This is a genomic window from Burkholderia cepacia complex sp. TUM26381 (assembly GCF_057439935.1).
In genome coordinates, this window is sequence record NZ_CM172006.1 from 2,291,660 (window position 1) to 2,316,072 (window position 24,413).

Here is a 24,413-nt window from a genome sequence, read left to right on the forward strand (position 1 = left end):
CCCATGGCGCCCGGCATGCGGATGGATCGTTTCATGTCAGCGCTCCAGGTTGTCGAATTGAATGCGCGGATCGACCCACACATAGCAGAGATCGGAGACCAGCTTGGTCGCGAGCCCGATCAGCGTGAACAGGTACAGCGTGCCGAGCACGACCGGATAGTCGCGCCGCACGACCGACTCGTACGACAGCAGCCCGAGGCCGTCGAGCGAGAACAGTGTCTCGATCAGCAGGCTGCCCGTGAAGAACGCACCGATGAACGCGGCCGGGAAGCCGACGATCAGCGGCAGCATCGCGTTGCGGAACACATGCTTCCACAGCACGCTGCGCTCGGAGAGCCCCTTCGCGCGCGCGGTCAGCACGTATTGCCGGCGGATCTGGTCGAGAAACGCATTCTTCGTGAGCATCGTGACGACCGCGAAGCTGCCGACGACCGACGCCGTGATCGGCAGCGCGATGTGCCACAGGTAGTCGAGCACCTTGCCGACGAGCGACAGCTGCGCGAAGTTGTCCGATGTGAGGCCGCGCAACGGAAAGAGCTGCCAGAACGAGCCGCCGCCGAACAGCACGAGCAGCAGCACGCCGAGCACGAAACCCGGGATCGCATACCCGACGAGCACGACGAGGCTCGTCGCGACGTCGAACGGCGAACCGTTGCGCACGGCCTTCGCGATGCCGAGCGGCACCGAGATCAGGTACGTGAGGAAGAACGTCCACAGCCCGATGCTGATCGACACGGGCAGTTTCTGCACGACCAGCGACCACACGCTCTGGTGGCGGAAATAGCTGTCGCCGAGATCGAAGCGCGCGAAGCGCTTCAGCATCAGCCAGTAGCGTTCGAGCGGCGGCTTGTCGAAGCCGTACAGCGCCTTGAGCTGCGCGAGCTGCTGCGCGTCGACACCGGTGTGCGCGCGCATTCCGAACGGCACCGCGCCCTGCTCCGTCGCGCCCTTGCGCAGTTCCTGCACGGCCTGCTCGACGGGCCCGCCCGGCACGAACTGGATCACCGCGAACGTGAGGGTCAGCACGCCGATGAGCGTCGGGATCATCAGCAGCAGGCGTTTGAGGATGTAGCTCCACATAGGGCGTCGACTCGTGATCGGTGGCGGGTTGGACGAAGGGGCGGCGCGGGTCAGTGATCGGGCTTCGCCCACCAGGTCGACACGACCCAGCCCTCGGCCGAATAGTACAGCGGCAACGTCTGCGGATAGGCCAGCGTGTGCCGGTACGCGATCCGGTGCGTCGTGCTGTACCACTGCGGCACCGCGTAATAGCCGTGCATCAGCACGCGGTCGAGCGCGTGCGTCGCGTCGAGCAGGTCTTCGCGCGTCTGCGCGGTGCCGAGCGCGTGCAGCAACGCGTCGACGGCCGGCGACTTCAACCCGATGAAGTTGTCGGAGCCCGGTTCGTCGGCGAACTTGCTCGCGTAACGCGAGTATTGTTCGGCACCCGGCACCTGCACGCCCGGCAAGCGGATCGTCGTCATGTCGTAGTCGAACGCATCGAGGCGCTTCTGCAGCAGCGCGAAATCGGCCGTGCGAAAACGTGCGTCGATGCCGAGCTTCGCGAGATTGCGCTGATAGGCCGTCACGACACCTTCCATCGCGGCGCCCGAATCGTCGAGGATCTCGAACGTGAACGGTTCGCCCTTCGCGTTGCGCAGCGCACCGTCGCGATAGGTCCAGCCGGCCTGTGCGAGCAATGCGCGCGCCTTCAGCAGGTTCGCACGCAGCGAGCCCGGCGGGTTCGTGTCCGGTTGCGTGACCATCGGGCCGAACACGGCCGGGTCGAGCTGCGCGCGCAGCGGCTCGAGCAGCTTCAACTCGCCTTCACCCGGCGTACCGGTCGCCTGCAGGTCCGTGTCGGCGAAATAGCTGTCGAGGCGCGTGTACGCGCTATAGAACAGCTGGCGGTTCAGCCATTCGAAGTCGAACGCGAGGTCGAGCGCCTGGCGCACGCGCACGTCGCGAAACAGCGGCCGGCGCAGGTTCATGAAGAAGCCCTGCATGCCGGCGCCGTTATGCTGGCGGAATTCGCGCTTGACGAGCTCGCCGCTGTCGAAGCGCTTGCCGACGTCGCGCCGTGTCCAGTTGCGTGCGATGTACTCGACGAGCACGTCGTATTCGCCGGCCTTGAACGCCTCGAGCCGCGCGACGCCGTCGCCGTACAGCTTGTAGACGATCCGCGCGAAATTGTTGGTGCCGATCCGCACCGGCAGGTCGGCGCCCCAATACGCAGGATTGCGCCGGTAGGTGATCGTGCGGCCGTTGTCGTAACGCTCGATCAGGTACGGGCCGCTGCCGATCGGCTGCTCGAACGCGAGCTGGTCGAACGGGATGCGCGAGCCGTCCGCGCGCAAGCCCCACTTGCGCGAGAACACCGGCACGCCGCCGGCGATCAGCGGCAGCTCGCGATTCGCGCTGCGGAACTCGAAACGCACGGTGGCCGGATCGACCACCACGGCCTTCGCGATCTCCGCGAAATATGCGCCGAACTGCGGCGCGGCCTGTTTGCTCTTCAGCGTATCGAATGAGAATTTGACGTCGTCGGCGGTGACGCGGTCGCCGTTCGAGAAGCGCGCGCGCGGATTCAGGTGGAACGTGACCGAACGGCGGTCGGGCGCGACGTCGATGTCGTCGGCGAGCAGCCCGTAGGCGGACGCCGGTTCGTCCGAACTTCCCGTCGCGAGGCTCTCGAACAGGTTGTCGATGCCGGGTGCGGGATTGCCGCGCATCGTGAACGGATTGAATTTGTCGAACGACGTCAGCCGGTTCGGGTTCGCGAGCACGAGCGTGCCGCCCTTCGGCGCGTCGGGGTTGACGTAGTCGAAATGCTTGAAACCCGGCGGATACTTCGGCTCGCCGTACTGCGCGATCGCATAGGCCGCGTGTGCGGCCGGCGCGGCCAGCGCCGCGTACAGCGCAAACGCCGCAGCGACGCGGCCGGCGGCCCGTACGCCACGCTGCGCGCCGAGGCAGGCTCGCGCGGCGGCGGCCCGGGGCGAACCCTTCGTCATAGAGGCCCTGTCGGTCGAATGGGGGATGTAACGTGGACCGATTCTACCCATTCAATCCGTCGGGCCAAAAGAAAACCGCCACGCGGGCGGTTTTCTCGTTGACCGGCAGTCGCGGCGCACGCGTCACGCGTGCGCGACGCGCCGATCAGCGCCAGCCGTTGTGGCGGCCGTGATCCCAGTGACCACGATCGTCGCCCCAGCCGCGACCATGGCGGCGATACCACTCGTCGCGGCCCCAGTAGCGGCGGCCGTCCCAGTAACGATCGCCGTGCCAGCCGATCACGATCGTCGGCGCCGGCGCATAGGCCGGCGCATACACCGGCGCAGGCTGATAGACGACCGGCGGCGGGGGTGGCGGCGCATACACGGGTGCGGGCGCGACGTAGACCGGGGCCGGCACGCCGACGTTGATCCCGACATTGACTCCCGCCATTGCTGCGCCCGACACGAGCAAGGCCGTCATACCGGTCAAGAGCGAGGCAACACGCAAAGTCTTCATGGATTCCTCTTCTGGTTGTGTCATGTGTGATTCGACTATAACGGCAAGCCCCGTTTCCGCATATTTCAAGTTTGTAAGAACTGATGCGCCGCATCGCAACGGGAAGCTCGCGCTAACGTCTTGTAACAATCGGCGCCCGTTTGCCCTCTCCGCACCCATTCCTAAAACATCTTTCATCCTGCCCCGCGCCCGGCGTTAAGCGGCGCCACGCACACTGCGCGAGCCGAATCGGGCTCCCGCCACGCTTCGGCACTTCGCTGACAGGCCGGCGCCCGCGCCGGCGGAGACCTCGCCGATGCTGAAACTCGTCCGACTCGCGCTCGCGCGCCCCTATACGTTCATCGTCCTCGCGCTGCTGATCCTGATCGCGGGGCCGCTCGCGGCGCTGCGCACGCCGACCGACATCTTCCCCGACATCCGGATTCCGGTCATCAGCGTCGTATGGAACTACGCGGGCCTGCAGCCGGCCGACATGTCCGGGCGCATCGTCACCTATTACGAGCGCACGCTCGGCACGACGGTCAACGATGTCGCGCACATCGAGTCGCAATCGTTCCGCAGCTTCGGGATCGTCAAGATCTTCTTCCAGCCGAGCGTCGATATCCGCACCGCGACCGCGCAGGTCACGTCGATCTCGCAGACCGTGCTCAAGCAGATGCCGCCCGGCACCACGCCGCCGCAAATCCTCAACTACAACGCGTCGACGGTGCCCGTGCTGCAACTCGCGCTGACGAGCGACACGCTGAACGAACAGCAGCTCGGCGACTACGCGACCAACGTGATCCGGCCGCAGTTGCTGTCCGTCGCGGGTGTCGCGATTCCGTCGCCGTACGGCGGCAAGGTGCGCCAGGTGCAGATCGATCTCGATCCGCAGGCGCTGCAGGCCAAGGGGCTGTCCGCGCAGGATGTCGCGACCGCGCTCGCGCAGCAGAACCAGATCATTCCGGCCGGCACGCAGAAGATCGGCGGCTTCGAGTACAACATCCGCCTCAACGACAGCCCGCTGTCCATCGACCAGCTCAACGCGCTGCCGATCCGGACCGTCAACGGCGCGGTGATCTTCATGCGCGACGTCGCGCATGTACGCGACGGCTTTCCGCCGCAGGGCAACATCGTGCGCGTCGACAGCCGCCGCGCGGTGCTGATGAGCGTGCTGAAAAGCGGCTCGGCGTCGACGCTCGACATCATCGCGGGCGTCAAGGCGCAGTTGCCGCGCATCGAGGCGACGCTGCCGCCGTCGCTCCGGCTCGTCGTGATGGGCGACCAGTCGGTGTTCGTCAAGGGCGCCGTGAGCGGCGTCGCGCGCGAAGGCCTGATCGCCGCCGCGCTCACGTCCGCGATGATCCTGCTGTTCCTCGGCAGTTGGCGCTCGACGCTGATCATCGCCGCGTCCATTCCGCTCGCGGTACTGGCGGCGATCGCCGCGCTTGCCGCCGCGGGCGAGACGCTCAACGTGATGACGCTCGGCGGGCTTGCGCTCGCGGTCGGCATTCTGGTCGACGACGCGACCGTCACGATCGAAAACGTCAACTGGCATCTGGAACAGGGCAAGGACGTGCGCAGCGCGATCCTCGACGGTGCGTCGCAGATCGTCGCGCCGGCCTTCGTATCGCTGCTGTGCATCTGCATCGTGTTCGTGCCGATGCTGCTGCTCGACGGCGTCGCGCGCTTCCTGTTCGTGCCGATGGCCGAAGCCGTGATCTTCGCGATGATCGCGTCGTTCGTGCTGTCCCGCACGTTCGTGCCGATGATGGCCCGTTACTTGCTGAAACCGCATGCCGCGCATCCGGTGGCCGTGCTCGCACCGCATGGCACACCGTTCACGCCGCCGCGCGCACGCAATCCGCTCGTCGCGTTCCAGCAGGGTTTCGAGCGCCGCTTCGCCGCACTGCGCGCCGGCTACCGGGTCTTGCTCGGCCTCGCCCTCACCTACCGCGCCCGCTTCGTCGTGTGGTTCCTCGCGGGGGTCGCCGTATCGTTCGCGCTGGTGCCGGGGCTCGGCCGCAATTTCTTCCCGTCGGTCGACTCCGGCGAGATCGCGATCCACGTGCGCGCACCGATCGGCACGCGCATCGAGGAAACGGCCGCGCTGTTCGACCGCGTCGAGCGCACGGTGCGCGCGGTCGTGCCGCCGCATTCGCTCGCGAGCATCGTCGACAACATGGGGTTGCCCAATAGCGGGATCAACCTCACGTACAGCAACAGCGGCACCATCGGCCCGCAGGACGGCGACATCCTCGTGTCGCTCACGGGCGACCACGCGCCGACGGCCGGCTACGTGAAGCAACTGCGCACCGAGCTGCCGCGTGCCTTTCCGGGCGTGACGTTCTCGTTCCTGCCCGCCGACATCGTGAGCCAGATCCTCAACTTCGGCGCACCGGCGCCGATCGACGTGCAGGTGACGGGCCCCGACCGGGCGGCCAACCGCGCGTATGCGACCGCGCTGTTGCGGCGCATACGCGCGGTGCCGGGCGTCGCCGATGCGCGCGTGCAGCAGGCGTCGACCTATCCGCAGTTCACGGTGTCGGTCGACCGCGCGCGCGCCGCGCCGCTCGGCATCACCGAGCAGGACGTCACCAATGCGGTGGTCGCCAGCCTGTCCGGCACGAGCCAGGTGTCGCCGACCTACTGGCTCGATCCGCGCAACGGCGTGTCCTATCCGATCGTCGCGCAGACGCCGCAATACCGGATGACGTCGCTGTCGGACCTGCGCGCGCTGCCCGTCACGGGCCGCACGGGCGCCCCGCAACTGCTCGGCGGTCTCGCGACGATCGTGCGCGGGCAGACCGACGCGGTCGTGTCGCACTACGACATCGCGCCGCTCTACGACATCTTCGCGACCACACAGGATCGCGATCTCGGTGCGGTCAGCGCCGACATCGAACGCGTGCTGCGCGCGAGCGCCGCCGACCTGCCGAAGGGATCACGCGTGACCGTGCGCGGCCAGGTGCAGACGATGAACGGCGCATTCGGCGGGTTGCTCGCCGGCCTCGCCGGCGCGGTGCTGCTGATCTACCTGCTGATCGTCGTGAACTTCCATTCTTGGCGCGACGCGTTCGTGATCGTGAGCGGCCTGCCTGCCGCGCTCGCCGGCATCGTCTGGATGCTGTTCGTCACGCGCACGCCGCTGTCGGTGCCGGCGTTGACGGGCGCGATCCTGTGCATGGGGGTCGCGACCGCGAACAGCATTCTCGTCGTCACCTTCGCGCGCGAACGGCTCGCGCACACCGCCGACGCGGCCGCCGCCGCGCTCGAGGCCGGCTTCACGCGCTTTCGGCCCGTGATGATGACCGCGCTCGCGATGATCATCGGCATGGCGCCGATGGCCCTCGGTCTCGGCGACGGCGGCGAACAGAATGCGCCGCTCGGCCGTGCGGTCATCGGCGGCCTGCTGTGCGCGACCGTCGCGACGCTGGTGTTCGTCCCCGTCGTGTTCAGCCTCGTCCACCGGCGCGATCGCGCGCCGCGCTCCGATTCCCTTTCCGTCACTCCGGGAGAACAGCATGTCCACTGAATTCGAAGTCCGTCCCCCCGGCACGCCGCGCTATCTGAAGCCGCTCGCGATCGCAGGCGCCGTCGCCGCGCTCGCCGTCGCGGCCGCCGGTGTCTTCGCCCGCATGCATGACGCGCACGCGGTCGCCGCGTGGACTGCGCAGCAAGCGATCCCAACCGTCGCAACGGTCGCGCCGCAGCCGGCCGCGGCCGACGCACTCGTGCTGCCGGGCCGCCTCGACGCGTATGTCGACGCACCGATCTATGCGCGCGTGCCGGGCTACCTGCATGCGTGGTACGCGGACATCGGCGCGCATGTGAAGGCCGGCCAGCTGCTTGCGTCGATCGATACGCCCGATCTCGACCAGCAGTTGCAACAGGCCCGCGCGGACCTGCAAAGCGCGAGCGCGAACGAACGGCTCGCCGCCATCACGGCCGCACGGTGGGCCGAGATGCTTGCGCAGGATTCCGTCTCGCAGCAGGAGGCCGACGAGAAGCGCAGCGATCTCGACGCGAAACGCGCGGCCGTCGCAGCGAGCACCGCCAACGTACGGCGGCTCGACGCGCTCGAATCGTTCAAGCGGCTCACCGCGCCGTTCGACGGCATCGTGACGGCCCGCAAGACCGACGTCGGCGCGCTGATCGACGCGGGAAGCGGCAACGGCGCCGAACTCTTCACCGTGTCGGATGCGCGGCGGCTGCGACTGTACGTCCACGTGCCGCAAGACGACGCGACCGCGATCCGTGCGGGCATGCAGGTCGCGCTGACCGTGCCCGAGCGCCCCGGCACGACGTTCAACGCAACGCTCGCGGATTCCGCGCAGTCGATCGACCCGGCTTCCGGCACGCTGCTCGCGCAGTTTTCGATCGCCAATCCGGCAGGCACGCTGTTTCCCGGCGAATACGCGCAGGTGCGGATCGCGATGCCCGGCGCCGCGCATGCGTTGACGATTCCGGCCAGCACGCTGATCTTCCGCCAAGACGGGTTGCAGGTCGCGGTGCTCGACGCGAACGGGCACGCCAGGTTGCGCAACGTGTCGATCGCGACCGACCTCGGCACGCGTGTCGAGATCGCATCCGGGCTCGCAGCCGGCGATCGCGTGATCGACAATCCGCCGGATTCGCTCGCCGATGGCGACCCCGTACGCGCCGCCGGCACCGCGACGACGGAGCACGCGCATGGCTGACCGACCGCTTGCTGCATTGTTGGGCAGTGTCGCGCTGCTTGCCGGCTGCTCGCTCGCACCGACCAGTCGCGCGCCGGATGTTCCGGTGCCGGCCGCGTTTCGCGAAACGGGCCCGTGGGTCGATGCCGCCCCGGCCGACCGGCTGCCTCGCGACGGCTGGTGGCGCGTGTATGGCGATGCGACGCTCGACCGGCTCGAACCGCTCGTCGCACACGCGAATCCCGATCTCGCGGTCGCCGTCGCGCGGCATGACGAAGCTGCCGCGCTGTTCGACGCAGCGCATGCGGCATTGCTGCCGACCGTGGGCATCGATGCCGAACCCGACCGCGACCGGCAGTCGGCGCGCCGGCCGCTGCGCGGCAGCGGCCAGCCCGACGTCTACGAGTCGAACACGCTCGAAGCCGGCATCGGCTATGACGTCGATCTGTGGGGCAAGGTCCGCAACACGGTCGCGGCCGACCGCAACGAGGCGCAGGCGGCCGACGATGATCTCGCGTCGGTCCGGCTCAGTCTGCAGGCCAGCGTGGCCGGCACCTACTTCGACCTCGCGGGCCTCGACCGCGAAGCCGATACGCTCGCGCAAACGATCGACACGTACCGCCGCGCGTGGCAGCTGACGGTCAGCCGTCATCGAGGCGGCCTCGCATCGGGGCTCGACGTGTCGCGTGCACAAACGCAACTCGCGCTCGCCCAGGCGCGCGCATCCGACATCGCCGCGCGCCGCGCACTCGACGAACACGCGATCGCGGCGCTCGTCGGCGCATCCGCGTCGACGTTCACGCTGCCGCCCGTCGCGGCGCTGCCGGGCGTGCCGTCGATTCCGACCGGGCTCGCGTCGACGCTGCTCGAACGCCGGCCGGACGTCGCCGCCGCCGAACGCCGCGTTGCAGCCGCGAACGCACGCATCGGCGTCGCCCGCGCGGCCTATTTCCCCGACCTGTCGCTCGGCCTCGACGCCGGCTTCCAGAGCGATACGTTTTCGCCGTGGCTCGCCGCGCCGAACGAGATCTGGTCGATCGGGCCACGCCTCGCGATGACGCTGTTCGACGGCGGCCTGCGTGCCGCGGGCGTACGCAAGGCACGTGCGCAGTTCGCCGAACAGGGCGCGCGCTATCGCGCCGTCGTGCTGCAGGCGTTCCGCGAAGTCGAGGACGATCTCGCGCTGCTGCATCGCCTCGGCGACGAATCGGACCAGGACGACGCCGCGCTCGTCGCGGCGCGACAGTCGCTTGCACTCGCGATGTCGCGCTATCGCGACGGTGCGGTCAGCTATCTCGACGTCGTCACGGCGCAGACGACCGAACTCGATACGCAGATCGCGTCGCTCGATGCCGACGCGCGGCGCCTGCAGGCATCCGTCGGGCTCGTGCGCGCGCTCGGCGGCGGCTGGCACCGCGCGCATTCATGAACGTTTCTTCATCGGCACGCCCGGCGCCTGCACTGACGCACCCGATAACGTGGTTCCTGCCGGCATCGCCCTCGCGGCACCGGCCACCGACACTTGAAAAGGACTCCGCCATGAAGACCCTGATGTTCGCCACCCTTCTCTCTGCGCTCTGCGTCGCGCTGCCCGGCCGGGCCGGCGCGACGCCGCCCGGTGCGGCGACGGCATCGCAGACGCTCGCATCTACCGCGCCCGCGCCACTGCCGTCTCGACCGGCATGGAACTGGAACGCCTCGCCAGCCACGCCGCTGACACGTGCGCAGGTCTATCGTGAACTCGTCCACGCCGAACGCGACGGCCAGCTCGCGCAACTCGATCGCGAACTCTATTCGCACTGACTGTATGCAAGCGAGTGTGCCGTGCGGCGCGCGGCACCTCTGCGATACGGACGCGCGGCGCAATGCCGTCCCGTCATCCGCCCGCGTCGAACCGGAACCCGAATCGCGCGACCGTTTCGATCCGCGCGGAGAACGCATGCGCGGCCAGCTTGCGCCGCAACCTCACGACCAGCGCATTGACCGTTTCGGGTTCGATGTCGGCATCGCCCCATGCGTAACGCAGCACGGCATCGCGCCCGACCGGCCGCCCCGCTTCGCGCAGCAGGCATTCGACGAGACGGAATTCCCGTGCGCTGAGCGCCAGCCGCCTGCCACGCTCCTCGAGTGCGCGCGTCGCCGTGTCGAGCCGGACCGATTCCCGCGTTTCGATCGCGCCCGTCCGGCGCCACAACGCGCGCAGCCGCTCGTGCAGCTCCACGAACGAACACGGATGGGCAAGACACACGTCGCAGCCGGCCTGCAGCATCCGCGCACGCTGCGCGGGCGTTGCGCCGCTGACGATCGCGGCGATCGTCGCGCCGCCGGCCGATACGGCGAGTCGCGGCAATCCTGCGAGGATCGCCGGGTCGGCCGCCGCATCCGGTGCGGCAATCACGATGGCATCGAACCGGTCCTGGGTCGCCGCGAAGCAGCCGTCGCGCCATCCGTCGACGCGCTCGACGCCGTGCATGCTCTCGCGAAACGCCTTGTCGAGCCGCGCAGCCTCCGGCGTCGGCGGCGCAATCAGCAGGATGCGCATCGAGCGGTCTCCTGCGCCGTCATGCGAGCGAGCGCGGCCAGCATTCGACCGTAATCGCTGCGCCGGCCGGCTGCGCATCGCCAATCCGCAGCGCGAAACCGTGCACGCGCATCACGGCCGACACGATGCTCAACCCGAGCCCCGACCCGTTCACGTGACGCGTGCGCTCGCCGCGATAGAAGCGTTCGAGCACGGCGTCGCGCTCGCCTGGCGGGATGCCCGGCCCGGTGTCCTCGAACCGGACGAGCGGGCCGCCCGGTGTCGTGTGAAGCACGACGCGCACGCGACCGCCGGGCGGCGTGAACTTGATGGCGTTGTCCGCGAGATTGCTGAACGCCTCGAACAGCAATGCGCGGTCGCCATGAATACCGTCGACCGGCAAGGCTTCGAGTTCGAACGACACGTCGACGGCTTCGGCCAGCGGCTCGTATAGGTCGCACACGTCGCGCAGCAATGCCGCGACGTCGACCGCGGCAAAGCCGCCGCGCCGGCTCAGCGTGCCGATCTCGGAGATGCGCAGCATCGCGCGAAAGCGTTCGAGCAGCCGGTCGGTCTCGTCGCGCGCGGAAGCCAGCAGTGCCGCCGACGCAGGATCGTCCGCGCAGAACGGCTGGTCGGCGAGCCGGGCCAGCATCGTATGGACCCGCGCGAGCGGCGTGCGCAGGTCGTGCGCGATGCCGTCGCAGGTATGACGCACCTCGCCCATCAGCCGCTCGACTTCGTCGAGCATGTGGTTCACGAGATGCGCGAGCAGATCGAGTTCGTCGTAGCGGCCGACCGGCAGCCGCTTGCCGAGATCGCCCTCGGCGATCTGCCGCGTGACGCGCCGGATCGCGGCGACGCGGCGCATCTGCCGCATGCCGAGCATGCTGCCGCCTGCAATGCCCGCAATCAGGATCATCACGCCGCCGATCACGAGCCCGCGGATCGCGACATCGCGGATCTGGATGAAATGCGACAGGTCGCGCGCGACGACCAGCGTCATCCCGTTGTCGCGGCGCACGGCCATCGCGCGCGTGATCGGCGCGGGCTGGCCGTCGAGCGGCGCGAGCGTGCGGTTCAGCGTGCGTCCGTCGCGATCCGTGCGCAGCGCGGGCGGTGTCGCGATGTCGCCGGCCACACGGCGACCGGCCGCATCGAACAGCCCGTAGAAACTCGTATGCATGTGCTCGTGCTCGAGCCGCCGGTGAATCGCGAGCGGCAGCTCGGCATCGGGGATCGAATCGAAATAGATCAGCTGCCACGCGAGCACCTCGTCGGTGTCGCGCGTCATCGTGTGCGTCGCGGCGACGTTGATCACGCCCGCGAGCAGCAGCAGCGACACCGAGAAGATCGCCGCATACGCGCACAGCCAGCGAAACGTCGTCGTATGCCAGCGGCGCGTGAAATTCGCCGCGCGAGCCGCGTCCATGCCCGCCTCCGTCACGCGAGCATGTAGCCCGAGCCGCGCACCGTCTGGATCATCGGTTGCGCACCGGGCGGATCGATCTTCTTGCGCAGCCGGCCCATGTGGACGTCGATCAGGTTGGTACCCGGATCGAAGTGATAGCCCCATACGGTTTCGAACAGCATCGTGCGCGTGATCGTCTGGCCCGCGTTGCGCATCATGAATTCGAGCACGCGGAATTCCGTCGGCAGCAGCGGAATCTCGTCGCCGCCGCGGCGCGCGCAGCGCGAAATGAGGTCGAGCTCGAGTGCGCCGACTTTCAGCAGCGTCTGCTGCGGCACGCCCGATGTCTGGCGGCGGCGCAGCAGCACCTCGATGCGCGCGCTCAGCTCGCCGGAATCGAACGGCTTCGTCAGGTAGTCGTCGCCGCCCGCGCGCAGCCCGCGGATGCGCTCGTCGACGTCGCCGAGCGCGCTCAGCATCAGCACCGGCGTATCGATGCCGACCGTGCGCATCGCGGTCAGGATCGCGAGGCCGTCCGCGCCCGGCAGCATCCGGTCGAGCGTGATCGCATCGTACGAAGCGCTCATCGCGCGCATCATCCCTTCGCGGCCGTTGTCGATCCAGTCGACCTCGAACCCGCGCGCGGTCAGTTCGCCGACGATTTCGTTCGCGGTCACCGCATCGTCCTCGACCGTCAGTACTCGCATGCTTGTCCTCGCAATGAACGTCACGACGGGCGCACACGATGCGCCCGCGACTATCGTAGGCGACGCGGTCGCCCTTCGGCGTTACATGAAAAATGCTTCATCGGATGACACGGCAGGCATGCGTGAAACTTGTTTCATCCGTGCGTCGCCCGCGCGGCGGCACGCGCCGCCTACGCTGACGTCATGCGGCATCGGGCCGCCAAACCAGGAGTTACCGGATGAAACTGTCGACCACCGTCGCCTGCATGCTGCTCGCATGCGCCAGCACCGCCGCGTTTGCGGGACCGCACCTCACCCCGCAGGAATGCCACGCGTACCCGTTCGTTCACACCGGCCATGACATCACGCATGCGGATCTCGTGCGCGAGCTGACCGAACTCGAACAGGTCGGCTACGATCCGGCGCACGCGAGCCCCTACTACCCCGACGATCTCGATGGCGCGAAGCATCGCCTCGCCGCCGAATACCGCGCGGACTGCACGCATGCGCTGACGGCCGACGCGGGCAGGCCGTACTGACCGCATGGCCGGGCTCAACGCGGCCGAAAAAAACGAAAAGGCGGCACTCGCGTGCCGCCTTTTTTCATGAACGCGCATGGATATCGACCGCTGCGCCGCGACACCGCTCAGCGCGACATCATGTTCATGCTGACGTTGTGCATCACCCACAACGTGCCGACGATCAGGATCGCCGCGGTCAGCACCGTGTAGCTGAACGCCATGACGTTCCAGCGCTGGCCCGACGAGCCGTTCATGTGCAGGAAGTACACGAGGTGCACGACGATCTGCACGAAGGCGAGCACGGCGAGCGCGATCAGCGACGCATGCGGCGACAGCACGCCGCCCATCACGAGGCCGAACGACGCGGCCGTGAGCAGCACCGACAGGATGAAACCGGCGACATAGCCGCCGACGCTGCCGTGCCCTTCTTCGAGTTGAGACGAATGCGAATGGGCCATTTAGATCACGCTCGCGAGATAGACAAAGGAAAACACGCAGATCCACACGATGTCGAGGAAGTGCCAGAACAGGCTCAGGCACGTCAGGCGCCGCAGGTCACGATCGGTCAGGTCGCCGCCGCGGAACACGATCTGCCCGGCGAGCACGATCATCCACAGCAGGCCGGCCGTCACGTGCAGCCCGTGCGTGCCGACCAGCGTGAAGAACGCCGACAGGAACGCGCTGCGCTGCGGGCCCGCGCCTTCCGCGATCAGGTGCGAGAACTCGCGCAGTTCCATCGCGAGAAACGCCGCGCCGAGCACGAACGTCACCGCGAGCCACGCGAGCAGCGCGCCGCGCCGCTGCTTGTACGCCGCGAGCATCGCGAAACCGTACGTGATGCTCGACAGCAGCAGCGCGGCGGTTTCCACCGCGACGCCCGGAATGTCGAACAGCTCCTTCGCGGTCTGGCCGCCCGCATACTGGTGGCCGAGCACGGCGAACGTCGCGAACAGTGCCGCGAAGATCACGCAGTCGGTCATCAGGTACAGCCAGAAACCGAACACCGAATGCGACGGCGGATGGTCGTCGTGCTCGAGCAGGGTTGCGCTCAAGGTTTTCTGCAACATCAGTTGGCCTCCAGTTCCACGTCGTCGACGCGCGCGGCCACGCGCTGCGTCGGCTGCTTGTCTTCGATCTTCCGCACCGTCGACGCGGGGATGTAATAGCCGTCGTTATCGCGCGAGCTGTAGATCACGAGCGTCGCGATGATCCCGACGAGCCCGCCGATCGCCATCCACCAGATGTGCCATACCAGCGCGAAGCCGAGCACCAGGCTGAAGATCGCGATCACGAGGCCCGCGCAGGTATTCGACGGCATGTGGATATCGCGGATCGTCGCCGGGTTCGGCCGGCCTTCGCCGCGCGCCTTCATGTCGGCGTACGCGTCGAGCGTGCGCACCTGCGGAATCACCGCAAAGTTGTAGTCGGCCGGCGGCGACGACGTCGCCCACTCCAGCGTGCGGCCGCCCCACGGATCGCCCGTCGTGTCGCGGTACTCGGGCAGGTGGCGGTTGCGGATGCTGACCACCAGCTGCAGCAGCTGGCATGCAATGCCGACCGCGATCAGCACGGCGCCGAACGCGGCGACCAGCAGCCACGGATGCCATGCCGGGTTGTCGTAGTGGTTCAGGCGGCGCGTCATGCCCATGAAGCCGAGCACGTAGAGCGGCACGAACGCGACATAGAAACCGATCTGCCAGAACCAGAACGCGGCCTTGCCGAGCTTCTCGTTCAGCTTGAAGCCGAACGCCTTCGGGAACCAGTAGTTGAAGCCCGCGAGATAGCCGAACAGCACGCCACCGATGATCACGTTGTGGAAGTGCGCGATCAGGAACAGGCTGTTGTGCAGCACGAAGTCGGCGCCGGGAATCGCCATCATCACGCCGGTCATGCCGCCGAGCGTGAACGTGACCATGAAGCCGATCGTCCACAGCACGGGCGTCGTGAATTCGATCCGGCCGCGATACATCGTGAACAGCCAGTTGAACACCTTCACGCCGGTCGGAATCGCGATGATCATCGTCATGATCCCGAAGAACGCGTTCACGTTCGCACCCGAGCCCATCGTGAAGAAGTGATGCAGCCACACGAGGAACGACAGCACCATGATCGCGCAGGTCGCGTACACCATCGTCTTGTAGCCGAACAGCGGCTTCTTCGCGAACGTCGCGATGACTTCCGAGAAGATCCCGAACGCCGGCAGGATCAGGATGTACACCTCCGGATGGCCCCACGCCCAGATCAGGTTCAGGTACAGCATCGCGTTGCCGCCGGCATCGTTCGTGAAGAAGTGCATGCCGAGGTAACGGTCGAGGCCGAGCAGCGCGAGCGTCGCAGTCAGGATCGGGAACGACGCCATGATCAGCACGTTCGTGCACAGCGCGGTCCACGTGAACACCGGCATCTTCATCAGCGTCATGCCCGGCGCGCGCATCTTGATGATCGTCACGAAGAAGTTCACGCCGGTCAGCAGCGTGCCGACGCCCGAGATCTGCAGCGCCCACAGATAGTAGTCGACCCCTACCCCCGGACTGAACTGCAGCTCCGACAGCGGCGGGTATGCGAGCCAGCCCGTCTGCGCGAATTCGCCGATCACGAGCGACACGTTGATCAGGATCGCGCTGACGGCCGTCATCCAGAACGAGAGCGAGTTGATGAACGGGAACGCGACGTCGCGCGCGCCGATCTGCAGCGGCACGATCAGGTTCATCAGGCCGACCATGAACACCATCGCCATGAAGAAGATCATGATCACGCCGTGCGCCGTGAAGACCTGGTCATAGTGATGCGGCGGCAGGTAGCCGGGCCCGTTGTACGCGAGCGCGAGCTGCATGCGCATCATGATCGCGTCGGCGAAGCCGCGCAGCAGCATGATCAGCGCGACGATGATGTACATCACGCCGAGTCTCTTGTGGTCGACCGTGGTCAGCCATTCCGTCCACAGCCATTTCCACCGGCCGGTGATCGTCAGCGCGGCGAGAATGCCCAGCACGACCAGCCCCATGAAGGCGCCTGCCCCCATGATGATGGGCTGATCGAACGGGATCGCCGAGAGTGTGAGTTTGCCGAACATGCGTTACCCCTTCGTGCCGCAGGCGGCGTCCTTCAGGTCGAGGACGTGGCCATCGTTGTATTTCGCGATGATGTTGTGGAAGAGCCGCGGATCGACCGACGAGAAGTAGCGCACCGGCGCCTTCTCGCTCGGCTGCGCGACGTTGCCGTACACGGTCGCGTCGAGCCGGTCCGGCGACGCCTTCACCTTCTGCACCCATGCATCGAACTGTTCGCGCGGCTCGGCGAGCGTGCGGAATTTCATGTCGGAGAAGCCGCGGCCGCTGAAGTTGGCGGACGTGCCCGCGTAGTTGCCGGGTTCGTCGGCGATCAGGTGCAGGCGCGTCTGCATGCCGGCCATCGCGTAGACCTGGCCGCCGAGCTGCGGGATGAAGAACGAGTTCATCACCGAATCCGACGTGATGTGGAAATTCACCGGCGTGCCCACCGGGATCGCGAGCTGGTTCACCGACGCGATGCCGAGTTCCGGATAGATGAACAGCCACTTCCAGTCGAGTGCGACCACCTCGACGTCGATCGGCTTCACCGACGACTCGAGCGGCTTGTACGGGTCGAGCTCGTGCGTGGTCTTCCACGTGAGCACGCCGAGGAACAGGATGATCAGCGTCGGCACCGTCCAGATCACGACCTCGATCGCGGTCGAGTGCGACCAGTTCGGCGCGTAGGTGGCGTTGCGGTTCGATGCGCGGTAACGCCACGCAAACCACAGCGTCAGCAGGATCACCGGCACGACGACGATCAGCATCGCCCAGGTGGACGTCGCGATCAGCGCCTTTTCGGCGGCACCCACGCTACCTTTCGGATTTAGTACATCTAAATTACAGCCTGACAGGCTCAAAGCCGCGCCGATTGACATCAGCGCCGACCAGCCTCTTGAAGCTCTTCTTTTCATCACACAGCCCGAGGGTCATTGAATCCGTTTGCGTATGCCCGATGCGCATTCGATCCACGAAAGTGGCCGAATCATACGTCGCGCGAGTGCGATGAAAAACCGGTGGATGCGGCAAATCATCATTGCAAAATCTGCCGTGAGTCACATTGTCGCGGGGCAATTTCACGCAGCCGGAAGCGGGCCCGGCACGCGCCGTGCCGGACCTCGATCGATGCGTGCGCAACGGGCCGCATCGCCGTACGATGCAGCCCGCTTGCGCGGACCGGCGTGCCGCGATCAGTCGTGCGTCGACGCCATGTACGACGGCACCGGCCCGGCACCATCCCCTGCCGGCACCTTCGAATGGCTCGCTTCCTCGATCAGCTTGCCGACGGTCGGATCGATCGCGTCGGTGAACGGTTTCGGATCGATGCCGATTGCCAGCACGATCAGCGCAAGCGACGCGAACATCACGATCTCGCGACGATTCAGGTCGGCGAGCTTTGCGATCCGCTGGCTAGCGACCTTGCCGAACACGACGCGCTTGAGCATCCACAGCGTGTACGACGCGCTGAGGATCAGCGTGAGCGCCGCGATCGCGCCGATCCAGAAGTTGAAGCGGATCGCGCCCATGATGACCATGAACTCGCCGACGAAGCCCGACGTGCCCGGCAGGCCGACGTTGGCCATCGCGAACAGCACCGTGAAGGTCGCGAAGCGCGGCATCACGCCCGCCACACCGCCGTATGCGGCGATCTCGCGCTGCTTCGTGCGATCCGCGAGCACGTTTACGCACAGCAGCATCGCGCCCGCGACGAAGCCGTACGACACGAGCTGCACGATCGCGCCTTCGACGCCGATCCGGTTGAACAGGAACAGCCCGAGCGTGACGATCCCCATGTGCGCGACCGTCGAGTACGCGAGCAGCTTGCCGAGATCGGTCTGCGCGAGCGCGATCAGGCTCGCATAGACGATCGCGAACAGCGACAGCGCGATCACCGCCGGCGCGAAGAAGTGGCTTGCATCGGGCGTGACCGGCAGCGCGAAGCGCAGGAACCCGTAGCCGCCGAGCTTGAGCATCGCGAGCATCAGCGCGGCACCGGTCGGGCCGTCGGTGTAGACGTCGCTCAACCACGTATGGACCGGCCACATCGGCACCTTGACCGCGAACGCGGCGAAGAACCCGAGGAACACCAGCAGTTGCGGCGCGAAACCGAGCTGCAGCGTGCGCCACACGGCCATGTCGAACGTATGCGACTGCGCGTACAGGTACAGCATTGCCATCAGCAGCAACAGCGAGCCGGCGAATGAGATGAAAAAGAACTTCACGGCCACATAAACGCGACGCTCGCGCCCCCACGTGCCGATCAGCAGGTACAGCGGGATCAGCGTCGCCTCGAAGAAGATGAAGAACAGCAGCCCGTCCTGCGCGACGAACACGCCGACCATCAGCCCCGACAGGATCAGGAACGACGCGTAGTACTGCGCGACGCGCACCGTGACCGACTCCCACGACGCGATCACCACCACGAGCGTCGTGAAGGCGGTCAGCACGACGAGCCACAGCGACGCACCGTCGATGCCGACCCGCCATCCGGAATTGAACGCCGCCAGCCAGTCGCGGCTTTCGACGAACTGCATCGCCGCCGAATGCGTGTCGAAGCCCGCAACCAGCGGAACGACGGCCGCAAGCCCCACGATCGCGCCCGCGAGCGCGATCAGCCGCGTCCGGCGCGGGTGATGGTCGGAACCGGCACGCAGCAGGCACGCGCCGAACAGGATCGGAGCCCAGATGGCCAGGCTCAGGAAGGGGAAATCATGCATGTCAACAAGGCCTTGAGGAGGTCGCGCACTGCATCGGTGACAGGCGAGACGAAAGGAACGAAATCAAATCGACAGGTAGATTTCGTGAATCGCCAGTGTTGGCAAAATGTAAAGCGACATCACGGAAAAACTTGATGCCGCTCAAACGCGATCGGGTTAACCAGCATAAGGCGATTGATTATTTTCTGCAGCGCAGCAGAGCCTCAATTTTCCACACCGACGCACAACACTGATTTTATTGAGTAATTTTTTGTATTGCGCGTCATGGCAAATCGCGAAAAACGACGCAATGCCGCATTTTTGGCGTCAACGCGTCATTCCGAAGGGCCGGAACAGGATTATCTGGATCGCGCAGGGCGTTGATCCTGCACCTCAGTTTTCCTTACAACAATACTTACATGTGTATTTCACATCGCCGATGCGATACAGGCCGGGTGAATGCCCCCTACCCGCCCGGCGTCGTAGCGGGCATCGCATCCTTCACGCTCCCGGCCGTCAGCGCTGATGACTCAGCCGGTCCCAGACGCGCATCGTCACCGCACGATAGTGATCGTGTTGGGCGGGGAAATGAACGAAGCGGCTGTCGCGCGTTGCATAAACCGGCGATGACGCGAGCGTCGTCGCATCGACGATATGGCGCGCATCGATCATGCCGGACTCGAGCAGTTCCACATAGATCGCCTGCTGGTCGCCGCCGCTCGCGTAGACCGACGAACGATCGTCGAAACGCTCGATGCGTGCGCAGATGCGCTCGACCAGTTCGCGCATCGACGCCACGTTGCGCACGCCGATCATGCACGAGTTGATCGCCCAGGCCGTGTGATCGGTGCCGATCACGAAGTCGCAGCCGTCGATCGTACTGTCGACGGTCTGGCTCTGGTCGATTGCCAGGATGTCCGCATCGACCCAGAACACGAACGCATGATGCGGCAGATGTTCGCGAATCAGATGCAGCTTCGCCCAGTTCGCACCGATGCCGTCCGGCAGGAATGCAGGCGCCTCGCGATACGTGTGATACGCATAGCCATGCCGTGTGCAGTAGCGCACGAAGTTCTCTTCGTGCAGGTCGCCGTAGCCGGCAATATGCGGCGTATGCAGGCTCACGAACGCAATACGCGCCTGCGGATTCACATGCCGCTCCGGTTCGCGTGTTCGCTGCTGCGCGGCGCGCCACTCATCCATGGCGTGCGGATGGTCGCCGCGCTGGTACCGTCCGGCATCGTCGACGAGCGCTGCCACGTAACGAAAGTCGTAATCGGCCGCCGGCGCCCAGGCCCCGTTCACCTCGCGCCACTCGGGCGCCTGGTGCGCGACGAGCGGCCGCGCACCGGCAATCGAATCGATCGAGATACCGTCGCTCCAGACCGTCTGGGCCGACGCGAAATGACCGTTCGCAAGCGGCGCATCGAACGGCAGCGGCGGAAAGAACGCCGCAAGCAGCGTCGCCTCGCACGCATGCTGCCGCTCCGGAAGGTGCATCGCCCACTTGCCCAGTTCGACCGCCAGCCTCCGCAAGCGCTCGCGCACGTCGGGCACGTTGCGGAAGATCATTCCGCTTGCGGCGGGCAGTGCCGATTTCGTCGCCTGCGTCGTGACGATGGCATCGTATCCGTGCGCGACATCCGGCAGCACGTGCGGATCGAACACGACGGAGAACGGATCGAGCACGAGCAGCAATGCCCCCTGCTCCATCGCGACGAGCTGCGCGATGATCGCGTGGTACTTGTACAGGATCTGCTGGCGCTCGCCGTACACGTGCATGCCGTCGACGATCGCGTGCCGATAGCCGTGCAGCTGTGCGTAACGCGCGTGGTTGTCGACGAGTCCGTCGACAGGCCGATGGGAGAGGAAGGTCAGAACGGCATGCGGGCTTGCCAAGAGCATCACCTTGAGTTGCGCCAGACGATACGCGATATGTAGCGCATGACAGGTGCTCAAGTCGAGCATTCATTGCCCGAGGGGGCACGACGAAGGCCGCACGAGGATGCGATCCGGCAGCATCGAACCTGTCGCGCGCGACACGGCGCGAAATGGGCCCGCAAAAGAAAAAGCCCCGCAAGTCCGAGAACTTGCGGGGCTTTGTCACCGCTTTTGGCGGAGACGGAGGGATTCGAACCCTCGATCCAGGTTTTGGCCCAGATGCTCCCTTAGCAGGGGAGTGCCTTCGACCTCTCGGCCACGTCTCCCAAACCTTCGCTCGCACCAGGGAGGCAGTGCGACGAGAACAAGATCATATAGGGTTTGGAGCCGTTGGTCAATTTCCTTGATGCATTTTCTTCAATGCATCACGAAAAATTCACGATGCCTGGTCGAGTTCGAATGCCTTGTGCAGCGCGCGGACGGCCAGCTCCATGTATTTCTCGTCGATCAGCACCGAAATCTTGATTTCGGACGTCGAGATCATCTGGATGTTGATGCCCTCTTCCGACAGCGTGCGGAACATCTTGCTCGCGACGCCCACGTGCGAACGCATGCCGACGCCGACGACCGACACCTTCGACACCTTCGGGTCGCCCTGCACGCGCTCGGCGCTCACATGGCCCTGCACCTGGTTCGTGAGGATGTCCATCGCACGCTGGTAGTCGCCGCGGCCGACCGTGAACGTGAAGTCGGTTTTGCCTTCGACGCTCTGGTTCTGGATGATCATGTCGACGTCGACGTTCGCGTCGGCGACCGGACCGAGGATCTGATATGCGATGCCCGGCTTGTCGGGCACGCCCATCACCGCAATGCGTGCTTCGTCGCGCTGGAACGCGATGCCGGAAATGACTGCCTTTTCCATGGTCTCGTCTTCTTCAAAAGTAATCAGGGTGCCCGAGCGCATTTCTTCGTCGAGCGGAATCAGCGGATCGGTCAGGCTCGACAGCACACGCGTCTTCACCTGGTATTTGCCGGCGAATTCGACCGAGCGGATCTGCAGGACCTTCGAGCCGAGGCTGGCCATTTCCAGCATCTCTTCGAACGTCACGCGATCGAGGCGGCGGGCCTCTTCGACGACGCGCGGATCGGTCGTGTAGACGCCGTCGACGTCCGTGTAGATCAGGCACTCTTCGGCATCCAGCGCAGCCGCGACCGCCACCGCCGACGTATCGGAGCCGCCACGGCCCAGCGTCGTGATGTGGCCATCCGGATCGACGCCCTGGAAGCCCGTGATGATCACGACCTTGCCGGCGTCCAGATCGGCCTTCACGCGCTCGTCGTCGATCGAGTGAATGCGCGCCTTCGTGAACGCACTGTCGGTCTTGATCGGCACTTGCCAGCCGGCATAGCTCACGGCCTCGACGCCGATTTCCTGCAACGCGATCGACAGCAGGCCGACGCTGACCTGCTCGCCGGTCGACGCGATCATGTCGAGCTCACGCGGGCTCGGCTGGCTCGAAATCTCTTTCGCGAGACCGAGCAGACGGTTGGTTTCGCCGGACATCGCCGAAGGCACGACCACCATCTGGTGCCCGGCCTGATGCCATTTTGCGACGCGTTTCGCGACGTTCTTGATGCGCTCGACCGAGCCCATCGAAGTGCCGCCGTATTTGTGTACGATGAGTGCCATTGTCGTTCTGAACTGAAGGAGAAACCGCACGGGCGCGCTGGGCAGGCCGGGTAGCCGTTCGGTCACGCGGCTTGTGGCTGTGGACGGACGACGAGGGGGACGGCTGGGACGCAACACGCAAGCGTGACGGATTTTGCCCGGAAGGCCGATCAGGCCGCGCAAACCGGGTACGTCACGCGGAAAACCTGCACAAAACGCTCAAAAATCGAGCCGAGCAAACGACCGAGCGTACCCGATAGAAGCCCGCTTGACAAGCCGCTCGCCGTGTTGGCAGCCGTTCCGGCGCTGTTTACCAAATGGTGAAAATGGGCGCGCCATCGCGCCGCCGGAAGCCAGTCCGCCGCTATGCGATCAGCAGGTCGGGACGCCATTCGATCCGGCGCCATCCGGTGTCGCCCGGCGCGTCACCGTCCAGCGGGCCGACATCGCAATTGATGCCGAGCCGCGGCACGTAGATCAGCCGGTCGCCCGCGAACAAGAGCGGCACGTCGCGCTGCCAGGCCGGCACGCCGCGTTCCTGGAACAGATTCTTCAGCGTCCGGCCCGGCCCGCCCGGCGACGTACGCATCCGTTCACCGCCGGCACGGGCGCGCGCCGCGAGCCGCGCCCCGCGCAGCAACGCCTCCGGCACCGCATCGGCGCCGTGCGCGTCGGCTGGCGCGAACACGAACGTGCCGCGCCAGCCCGGCAGGTGCCAGACTTCCTGTCCGCCCCACGCGAGCACCGCTTCCGGGTGCGGCGCGCCCGTGCCGTCGTCGGCCGGTTCGCTGCTGTCGCCCGCTTCCCAGTAGACGACATCGCGATAGAGCCGCAGGCACTGCCCCGCATGATCGACGCGCAGCGCGTGTGCGTCATGCGCGGCGCGCAGCTGTCGCATCATGTTGGCGAGCCGGGCGGCCGACGCGCCCGGCAAGCCCAGCCGGCGCATCCAGAAACGCAGCAGGTTCGCACCGCGCGTGTCGTCGAACGCGACCAGCGCGTCGCGCGACAGCGCATGCCCGTCATCGCGCGCGGCGGCGGCGAAATCCAGTTCGGCCAGATCGTCGAGCAGCCGCTGTGCGGCGGCCGCATGCTGGGCCGCGCGGCCGAGCGCGTCGCGAAAACCCGGGAAATGCACGGCCAGCGCGGGCAGCACGTCGATCCGCAGCGCATTGCGCGCATAACGCGTATCGCCGTTCGATTCGTCGTCGATCCACACGAGCGCGTGCTGCTCCGCATAGCGCTCAAGTTGTGCGCGCAACAATCGCAGCAACGGACGGACGCGCTCGACGCTCACGCCGTCGGGGCGATAGCGCGGCGCCATCGCGGCGAGCCCGGCGATGCCCGCCCCGCGCAGCAATTGAAGCAGCACGGTCTCGGCCTGGTCGTCCGCGTGCTGCGCGAGCCACAGCGTGTTCGCGCCATGGCGTTCGCACATCGCGTCGAGCGCCGCATAACGACGCTCGCGCGCGGTTGCCTCGATACCGAGACCGCTGTCGCGCGGCACGTCGACGCGCCTCGATTCGAATGCGACACCGAGCCGCGCCGCTTCCGCTTCGGCATGCGCGAGCCACGCGTCGGCGTTCGCGCTCAGGCCGTGATGCACGTGCAGCGCGACGCAACGCGCAGCGCCCGCGACACGCACGGCCGCATCGAGCAGCACCGTCGAATCGAGGCCGCCGCTGTAGGCAATCGCAATGCACGCATCCGGCGGCAGGCCGGAAAGCGCAACGCCGACCGCGTCGAGGACGACGCGGTCGGCGGAGAATTCGGTCGGCGGGATCACGAGAGGCACGCGCGCGCAGCG

General features: G+C 66.5%; 19 protein-coding genes, 1 tRNA gene and 1 pseudogene. 6 read left to right on the forward strand and 15 right to left on the reverse strand.

What is annotated here, in order from left to right:
* Window positions 1-36: 36 nt before the first annotated feature.
* The 3 genes from ACWMMN_RS10735 to ACWMMN_RS10745 all read right to left on the reverse strand — a co-directional run bounded on the left by ACWMMN_RS10735 (window position 37) and on the right by ACWMMN_RS10745 (window position 3,513).
* Window positions 37-1,080: a microcin C ABC transporter permease YejB gene (locus tag ACWMMN_RS10735; protein ID WP_059233815.1), complete on the reverse strand. Its 1,044-nt coding sequence runs from the start codon at window positions 1,078-1,080 to the stop codon at window positions 37-39.
* A 50-nt stretch (window positions 1,081-1,130) separates the two neighbouring features.
* Complete coding sequence (locus ACWMMN_RS10740; RefSeq protein WP_059233814.1) at window positions 1,131-3,014, reverse strand: extracellular solute-binding protein; 1,884 nt, start codon at window positions 3,012-3,014, stop codon at window positions 1,131-1,133.
* Between the two features lie 145 nt (window positions 3,015-3,159).
* Complete coding sequence (locus ACWMMN_RS10745) at window positions 3,160-3,513, reverse strand: hypothetical protein (protein ID WP_059233813.1); 354 nt, start codon at window positions 3,511-3,513, stop codon at window positions 3,160-3,162.
* A gap of 295 nt (window positions 3,514-3,808) precedes the next feature.
* Here ACWMMN_RS10745 and ACWMMN_RS10750 point away from each other — a divergent pair, with 295 nt between their 5' ends.
* From ACWMMN_RS10750 to ACWMMN_RS10765, 4 genes are all read left to right on the forward strand, one after another.
* Window positions 3,809-7,027, forward strand: a complete 3,219-nt coding sequence (locus ACWMMN_RS10750) for an efflux RND transporter permease subunit (RefSeq protein ID WP_486422652.1) — start codon at window positions 3,809-3,811, stop codon at window positions 7,025-7,027.
* Window positions 7,017-8,192: an efflux RND transporter periplasmic adaptor subunit gene (locus ACWMMN_RS10755; RefSeq protein WP_256085040.1), complete on the forward strand. Its 1,176-nt coding sequence runs from the start codon at window positions 7,017-7,019 to the stop codon at window positions 8,190-8,192. The genes ACWMMN_RS10750 and ACWMMN_RS10755 overlap by 11 nt, the downstream gene beginning before the upstream one ends.
* Window positions 8,185-9,600, forward strand: coding sequence for an efflux transporter outer membrane subunit (locus tag ACWMMN_RS10760; protein WP_059236707.1), 1,416 nt, complete (start codon window positions 8,185-8,187; stop codon window positions 9,598-9,600). The genes ACWMMN_RS10755 and ACWMMN_RS10760 overlap by 8 nt, the downstream gene beginning before the upstream one ends.
* Before the next feature lie 110 nt (window positions 9,601-9,710).
* Window positions 9,711-9,974, forward strand: coding sequence for a DUF4148 domain-containing protein (locus ACWMMN_RS10765; RefSeq protein ID WP_059233810.1), 264 nt, complete (start codon window positions 9,711-9,713; stop codon window positions 9,972-9,974).
* 73 nt (window positions 9,975-10,047) lie between these two features.
* On the opposite strand, the gene ACWMMN_RS10770 is transcribed toward ACWMMN_RS10765, so the two are convergent.
* The 3 genes from ACWMMN_RS10770 to ACWMMN_RS10780 are packed head-to-tail and all read right to left on the reverse strand — an operon-like array spanning window position 10,048 to window position 12,810.
* Window positions 10,048-10,713, reverse strand: a complete 666-nt coding sequence (locus ACWMMN_RS10770) for a response regulator transcription factor (protein ID WP_174993504.1) — start codon at window positions 10,711-10,713, stop codon at window positions 10,048-10,050.
* Between the two features lie 19 nt (window positions 10,714-10,732).
* Window positions 10,733-12,124, reverse strand: coding sequence for a sensor histidine kinase (locus tag ACWMMN_RS10775; protein ID WP_174993505.1), 1,392 nt, complete (start codon window positions 12,122-12,124; stop codon window positions 10,733-10,735).
* Window positions 12,125-12,135: 11 nt separating this feature from the next.
* Entirely contained in the window at window positions 12,136-12,810 is a 675-nt protein-coding gene (locus ACWMMN_RS10780) for a response regulator transcription factor (protein WP_059233808.1), read from the reverse strand.
* Between the two features lie 218 nt (window positions 12,811-13,028).
* Between ACWMMN_RS10780 and ACWMMN_RS10785 the strand changes: the two genes are divergently transcribed.
* Window positions 13,029-13,328, forward strand: a complete 300-nt coding sequence (locus ACWMMN_RS10785) for a DUF4148 domain-containing protein (RefSeq protein ID WP_486422653.1) — start codon at window positions 13,029-13,031, stop codon at window positions 13,326-13,328.
* A gap of 107 nt (window positions 13,329-13,435) precedes the next feature.
* Here ACWMMN_RS10785 and cyoD read toward each other — a convergent pair whose 3' ends face one another.
* From cyoD to ACWMMN_RS10825, 8 genes are all read right to left on the reverse strand, one after another.
* Window positions 13,436-13,768, reverse strand: a complete 333-nt coding sequence (gene cyoD, locus ACWMMN_RS10790; RefSeq protein ID WP_011352504.1) for a cytochrome o ubiquinol oxidase subunit IV — start codon at window positions 13,766-13,768, stop codon at window positions 13,436-13,438.
* Window positions 13,769-14,377: a cytochrome o ubiquinol oxidase subunit III gene (gene cyoC / locus ACWMMN_RS10795; RefSeq protein WP_034188894.1), complete on the reverse strand. Its 609-nt coding sequence runs from the start codon at window positions 14,375-14,377 to the stop codon at window positions 13,769-13,771.
* A complete protein-coding gene (gene cyoB, locus ACWMMN_RS10800; protein ID WP_059233806.1) occupies window positions 14,377-16,383 on the reverse strand; it encodes a cytochrome o ubiquinol oxidase subunit I in 2,007 nt (668 codons plus the stop codon). The genes cyoC and cyoB overlap by 1 nt, the downstream gene beginning before the upstream one ends.
* Before the next feature lie 3 nt (window positions 16,384-16,386).
* Entirely contained in the window at window positions 16,387-17,274 is an 888-nt protein-coding gene (gene cyoA, locus ACWMMN_RS10805; protein ID WP_059233805.1) for a ubiquinol oxidase subunit II, read from the reverse strand.
* 276 nt (window positions 17,275-17,550) lie between these two features.
* Window positions 17,551-19,077: a complex I subunit 4 family protein gene (locus ACWMMN_RS10810; RefSeq protein ID WP_486422654.1), complete on the reverse strand. Its 1,527-nt coding sequence runs from the start codon at window positions 19,075-19,077 to the stop codon at window positions 17,551-17,553.
* Window positions 19,078-19,572: 495 nt separating this feature from the next.
* Window positions 19,573-20,961: a glycosyltransferase family protein gene (locus ACWMMN_RS10815; protein WP_486423224.1), complete on the reverse strand. Its 1,389-nt coding sequence runs from the start codon at window positions 20,959-20,961 to the stop codon at window positions 19,573-19,575.
* 208 nt (window positions 20,962-21,169) lie between these two features.
* Window positions 21,170-21,263, reverse strand: a tRNA-Ser gene (locus ACWMMN_RS10820).
* Window positions 21,264-21,373: 110 nt separating this feature from the next.
* A complete protein-coding gene (locus ACWMMN_RS10825) occupies window positions 21,374-22,627 on the reverse strand; it encodes an aspartate kinase (protein ID WP_059233802.1) in 1,254 nt (417 codons plus the stop codon).
* Between ACWMMN_RS10825 and ACWMMN_RS10830 the strand changes: the two are divergent.
* Window positions 22,610-22,847: pseudogene (locus ACWMMN_RS10830) on the forward strand (hypothetical protein); the annotation flags it as partial. The gene ACWMMN_RS10825 and the pseudogene ACWMMN_RS10830 sit on opposite strands and share 18 nt — an antisense overlap.
* Before the next feature lie 123 nt (window positions 22,848-22,970).
* On the opposite strand, the gene tilS reads toward ACWMMN_RS10830, so the two are convergent.
* Window positions 22,971-24,392: a tRNA lysidine(34) synthetase TilS gene (tilS, locus tag ACWMMN_RS10835; RefSeq protein WP_486423225.1), complete on the reverse strand. Its 1,422-nt coding sequence runs from the start codon at window positions 24,390-24,392 to the stop codon at window positions 22,971-22,973.
* Window positions 24,393-24,413 lie beyond the last annotated feature (21 nt).

Bases quoted from the DNA above. Each gene is read 5' to 3' on its own strand.
- ACWMMN_RS10735 (WP_059233815.1), bottom strand. From the start codon at position 1,080: ATGTGGAGCTACATCCTCAAACGCCTGCTGCTGATGATCCCGACGCTC.
- ACWMMN_RS10740 (WP_059233814.1), bottom strand. From the start codon at position 3,014: ATGACGAAGGGTTCGCCCCGGGCCGCCGCCGCGCGAGCCTGCCTCGGC.
- ACWMMN_RS10745 (WP_059233813.1), bottom strand. From the start codon at position 3,513: ATGAAGACTTTGCGTGTTGCCTCGCTCTTGACCGGTATGACGGCCTTG.
- ACWMMN_RS10750 (WP_486422652.1), top strand. From the start codon at position 3,809: ATGCTGAAACTCGTCCGACTCGCGCTCGCGCGCCCCTATACGTTCATC.
- ACWMMN_RS10755 (WP_256085040.1), top strand. From the start codon at position 7,017: ATGTCCACTGAATTCGAAGTCCGTCCCCCCGGCACGCCGCGCTATCTG.
- ACWMMN_RS10760 (WP_059236707.1), top strand. From the start codon at position 8,185: ATGGCTGACCGACCGCTTGCTGCATTGTTGGGCAGTGTCGCGCTGCTT.
- ACWMMN_RS10765 (WP_059233810.1), top strand. From the start codon at position 9,711: ATGAAGACCCTGATGTTCGCCACCCTTCTCTCTGCGCTCTGCGTCGCG.
- ACWMMN_RS10770 (WP_174993504.1), bottom strand. From the start codon at position 10,713: ATGCGCATCCTGCTGATTGCGCCGCCGACGCCGGAGGCTGCGCGGCTC.
- ACWMMN_RS10775 (WP_174993505.1), bottom strand. From the start codon at position 12,124: ATGGACGCGGCTCGCGCGGCGAATTTCACGCGCCGCTGGCATACGACG.
- ACWMMN_RS10780 (WP_059233808.1), bottom strand. From the start codon at position 12,810: ATGCGAGTACTGACGGTCGAGGACGATGCGGTGACCGCGAACGAAATC.
- ACWMMN_RS10785 (WP_486422653.1), top strand. From the start codon at position 13,029: ATGAAACTGTCGACCACCGTCGCCTGCATGCTGCTCGCATGCGCCAGC.
- cyoD (WP_011352504.1), bottom strand. From the start codon at position 13,768: ATGGCCCATTCGCATTCGTCTCAACTCGAAGAAGGGCACGGCAGCGTC.
- cyoC (WP_034188894.1), bottom strand. From the start codon at position 14,377: ATGTTGCAGAAAACCTTGAGCGCAACCCTGCTCGAGCACGACGACCAT.
- cyoB (WP_059233806.1), bottom strand. From the start codon at position 16,383: ATGTTCGGCAAACTCACACTCTCGGCGATCCCGTTCGATCAGCCCATC.
- cyoA (WP_059233805.1), bottom strand. From the start codon at position 17,274: ATGAAAAGAAGAGCTTCAAGAGGCTGGTCGGCGCTGATGTCAATCGGC.
- ACWMMN_RS10810 (WP_486422654.1), bottom strand. From the start codon at position 19,077: ATGCATGATTTCCCCTTCCTGAGCCTGGCCATCTGGGCTCCGATCCTG.
- ACWMMN_RS10815 (WP_486423224.1), bottom strand. From the start codon at position 20,961: ATGCTCTTGGCAAGCCCGCATGCCGTTCTGACCTTCCTCTCCCATCGG.
- ACWMMN_RS10825 (WP_059233802.1), bottom strand. From the start codon at position 22,627: ATGGCACTCATCGTACACAAATACGGCGGCACTTCGATGGGCTCGGTC.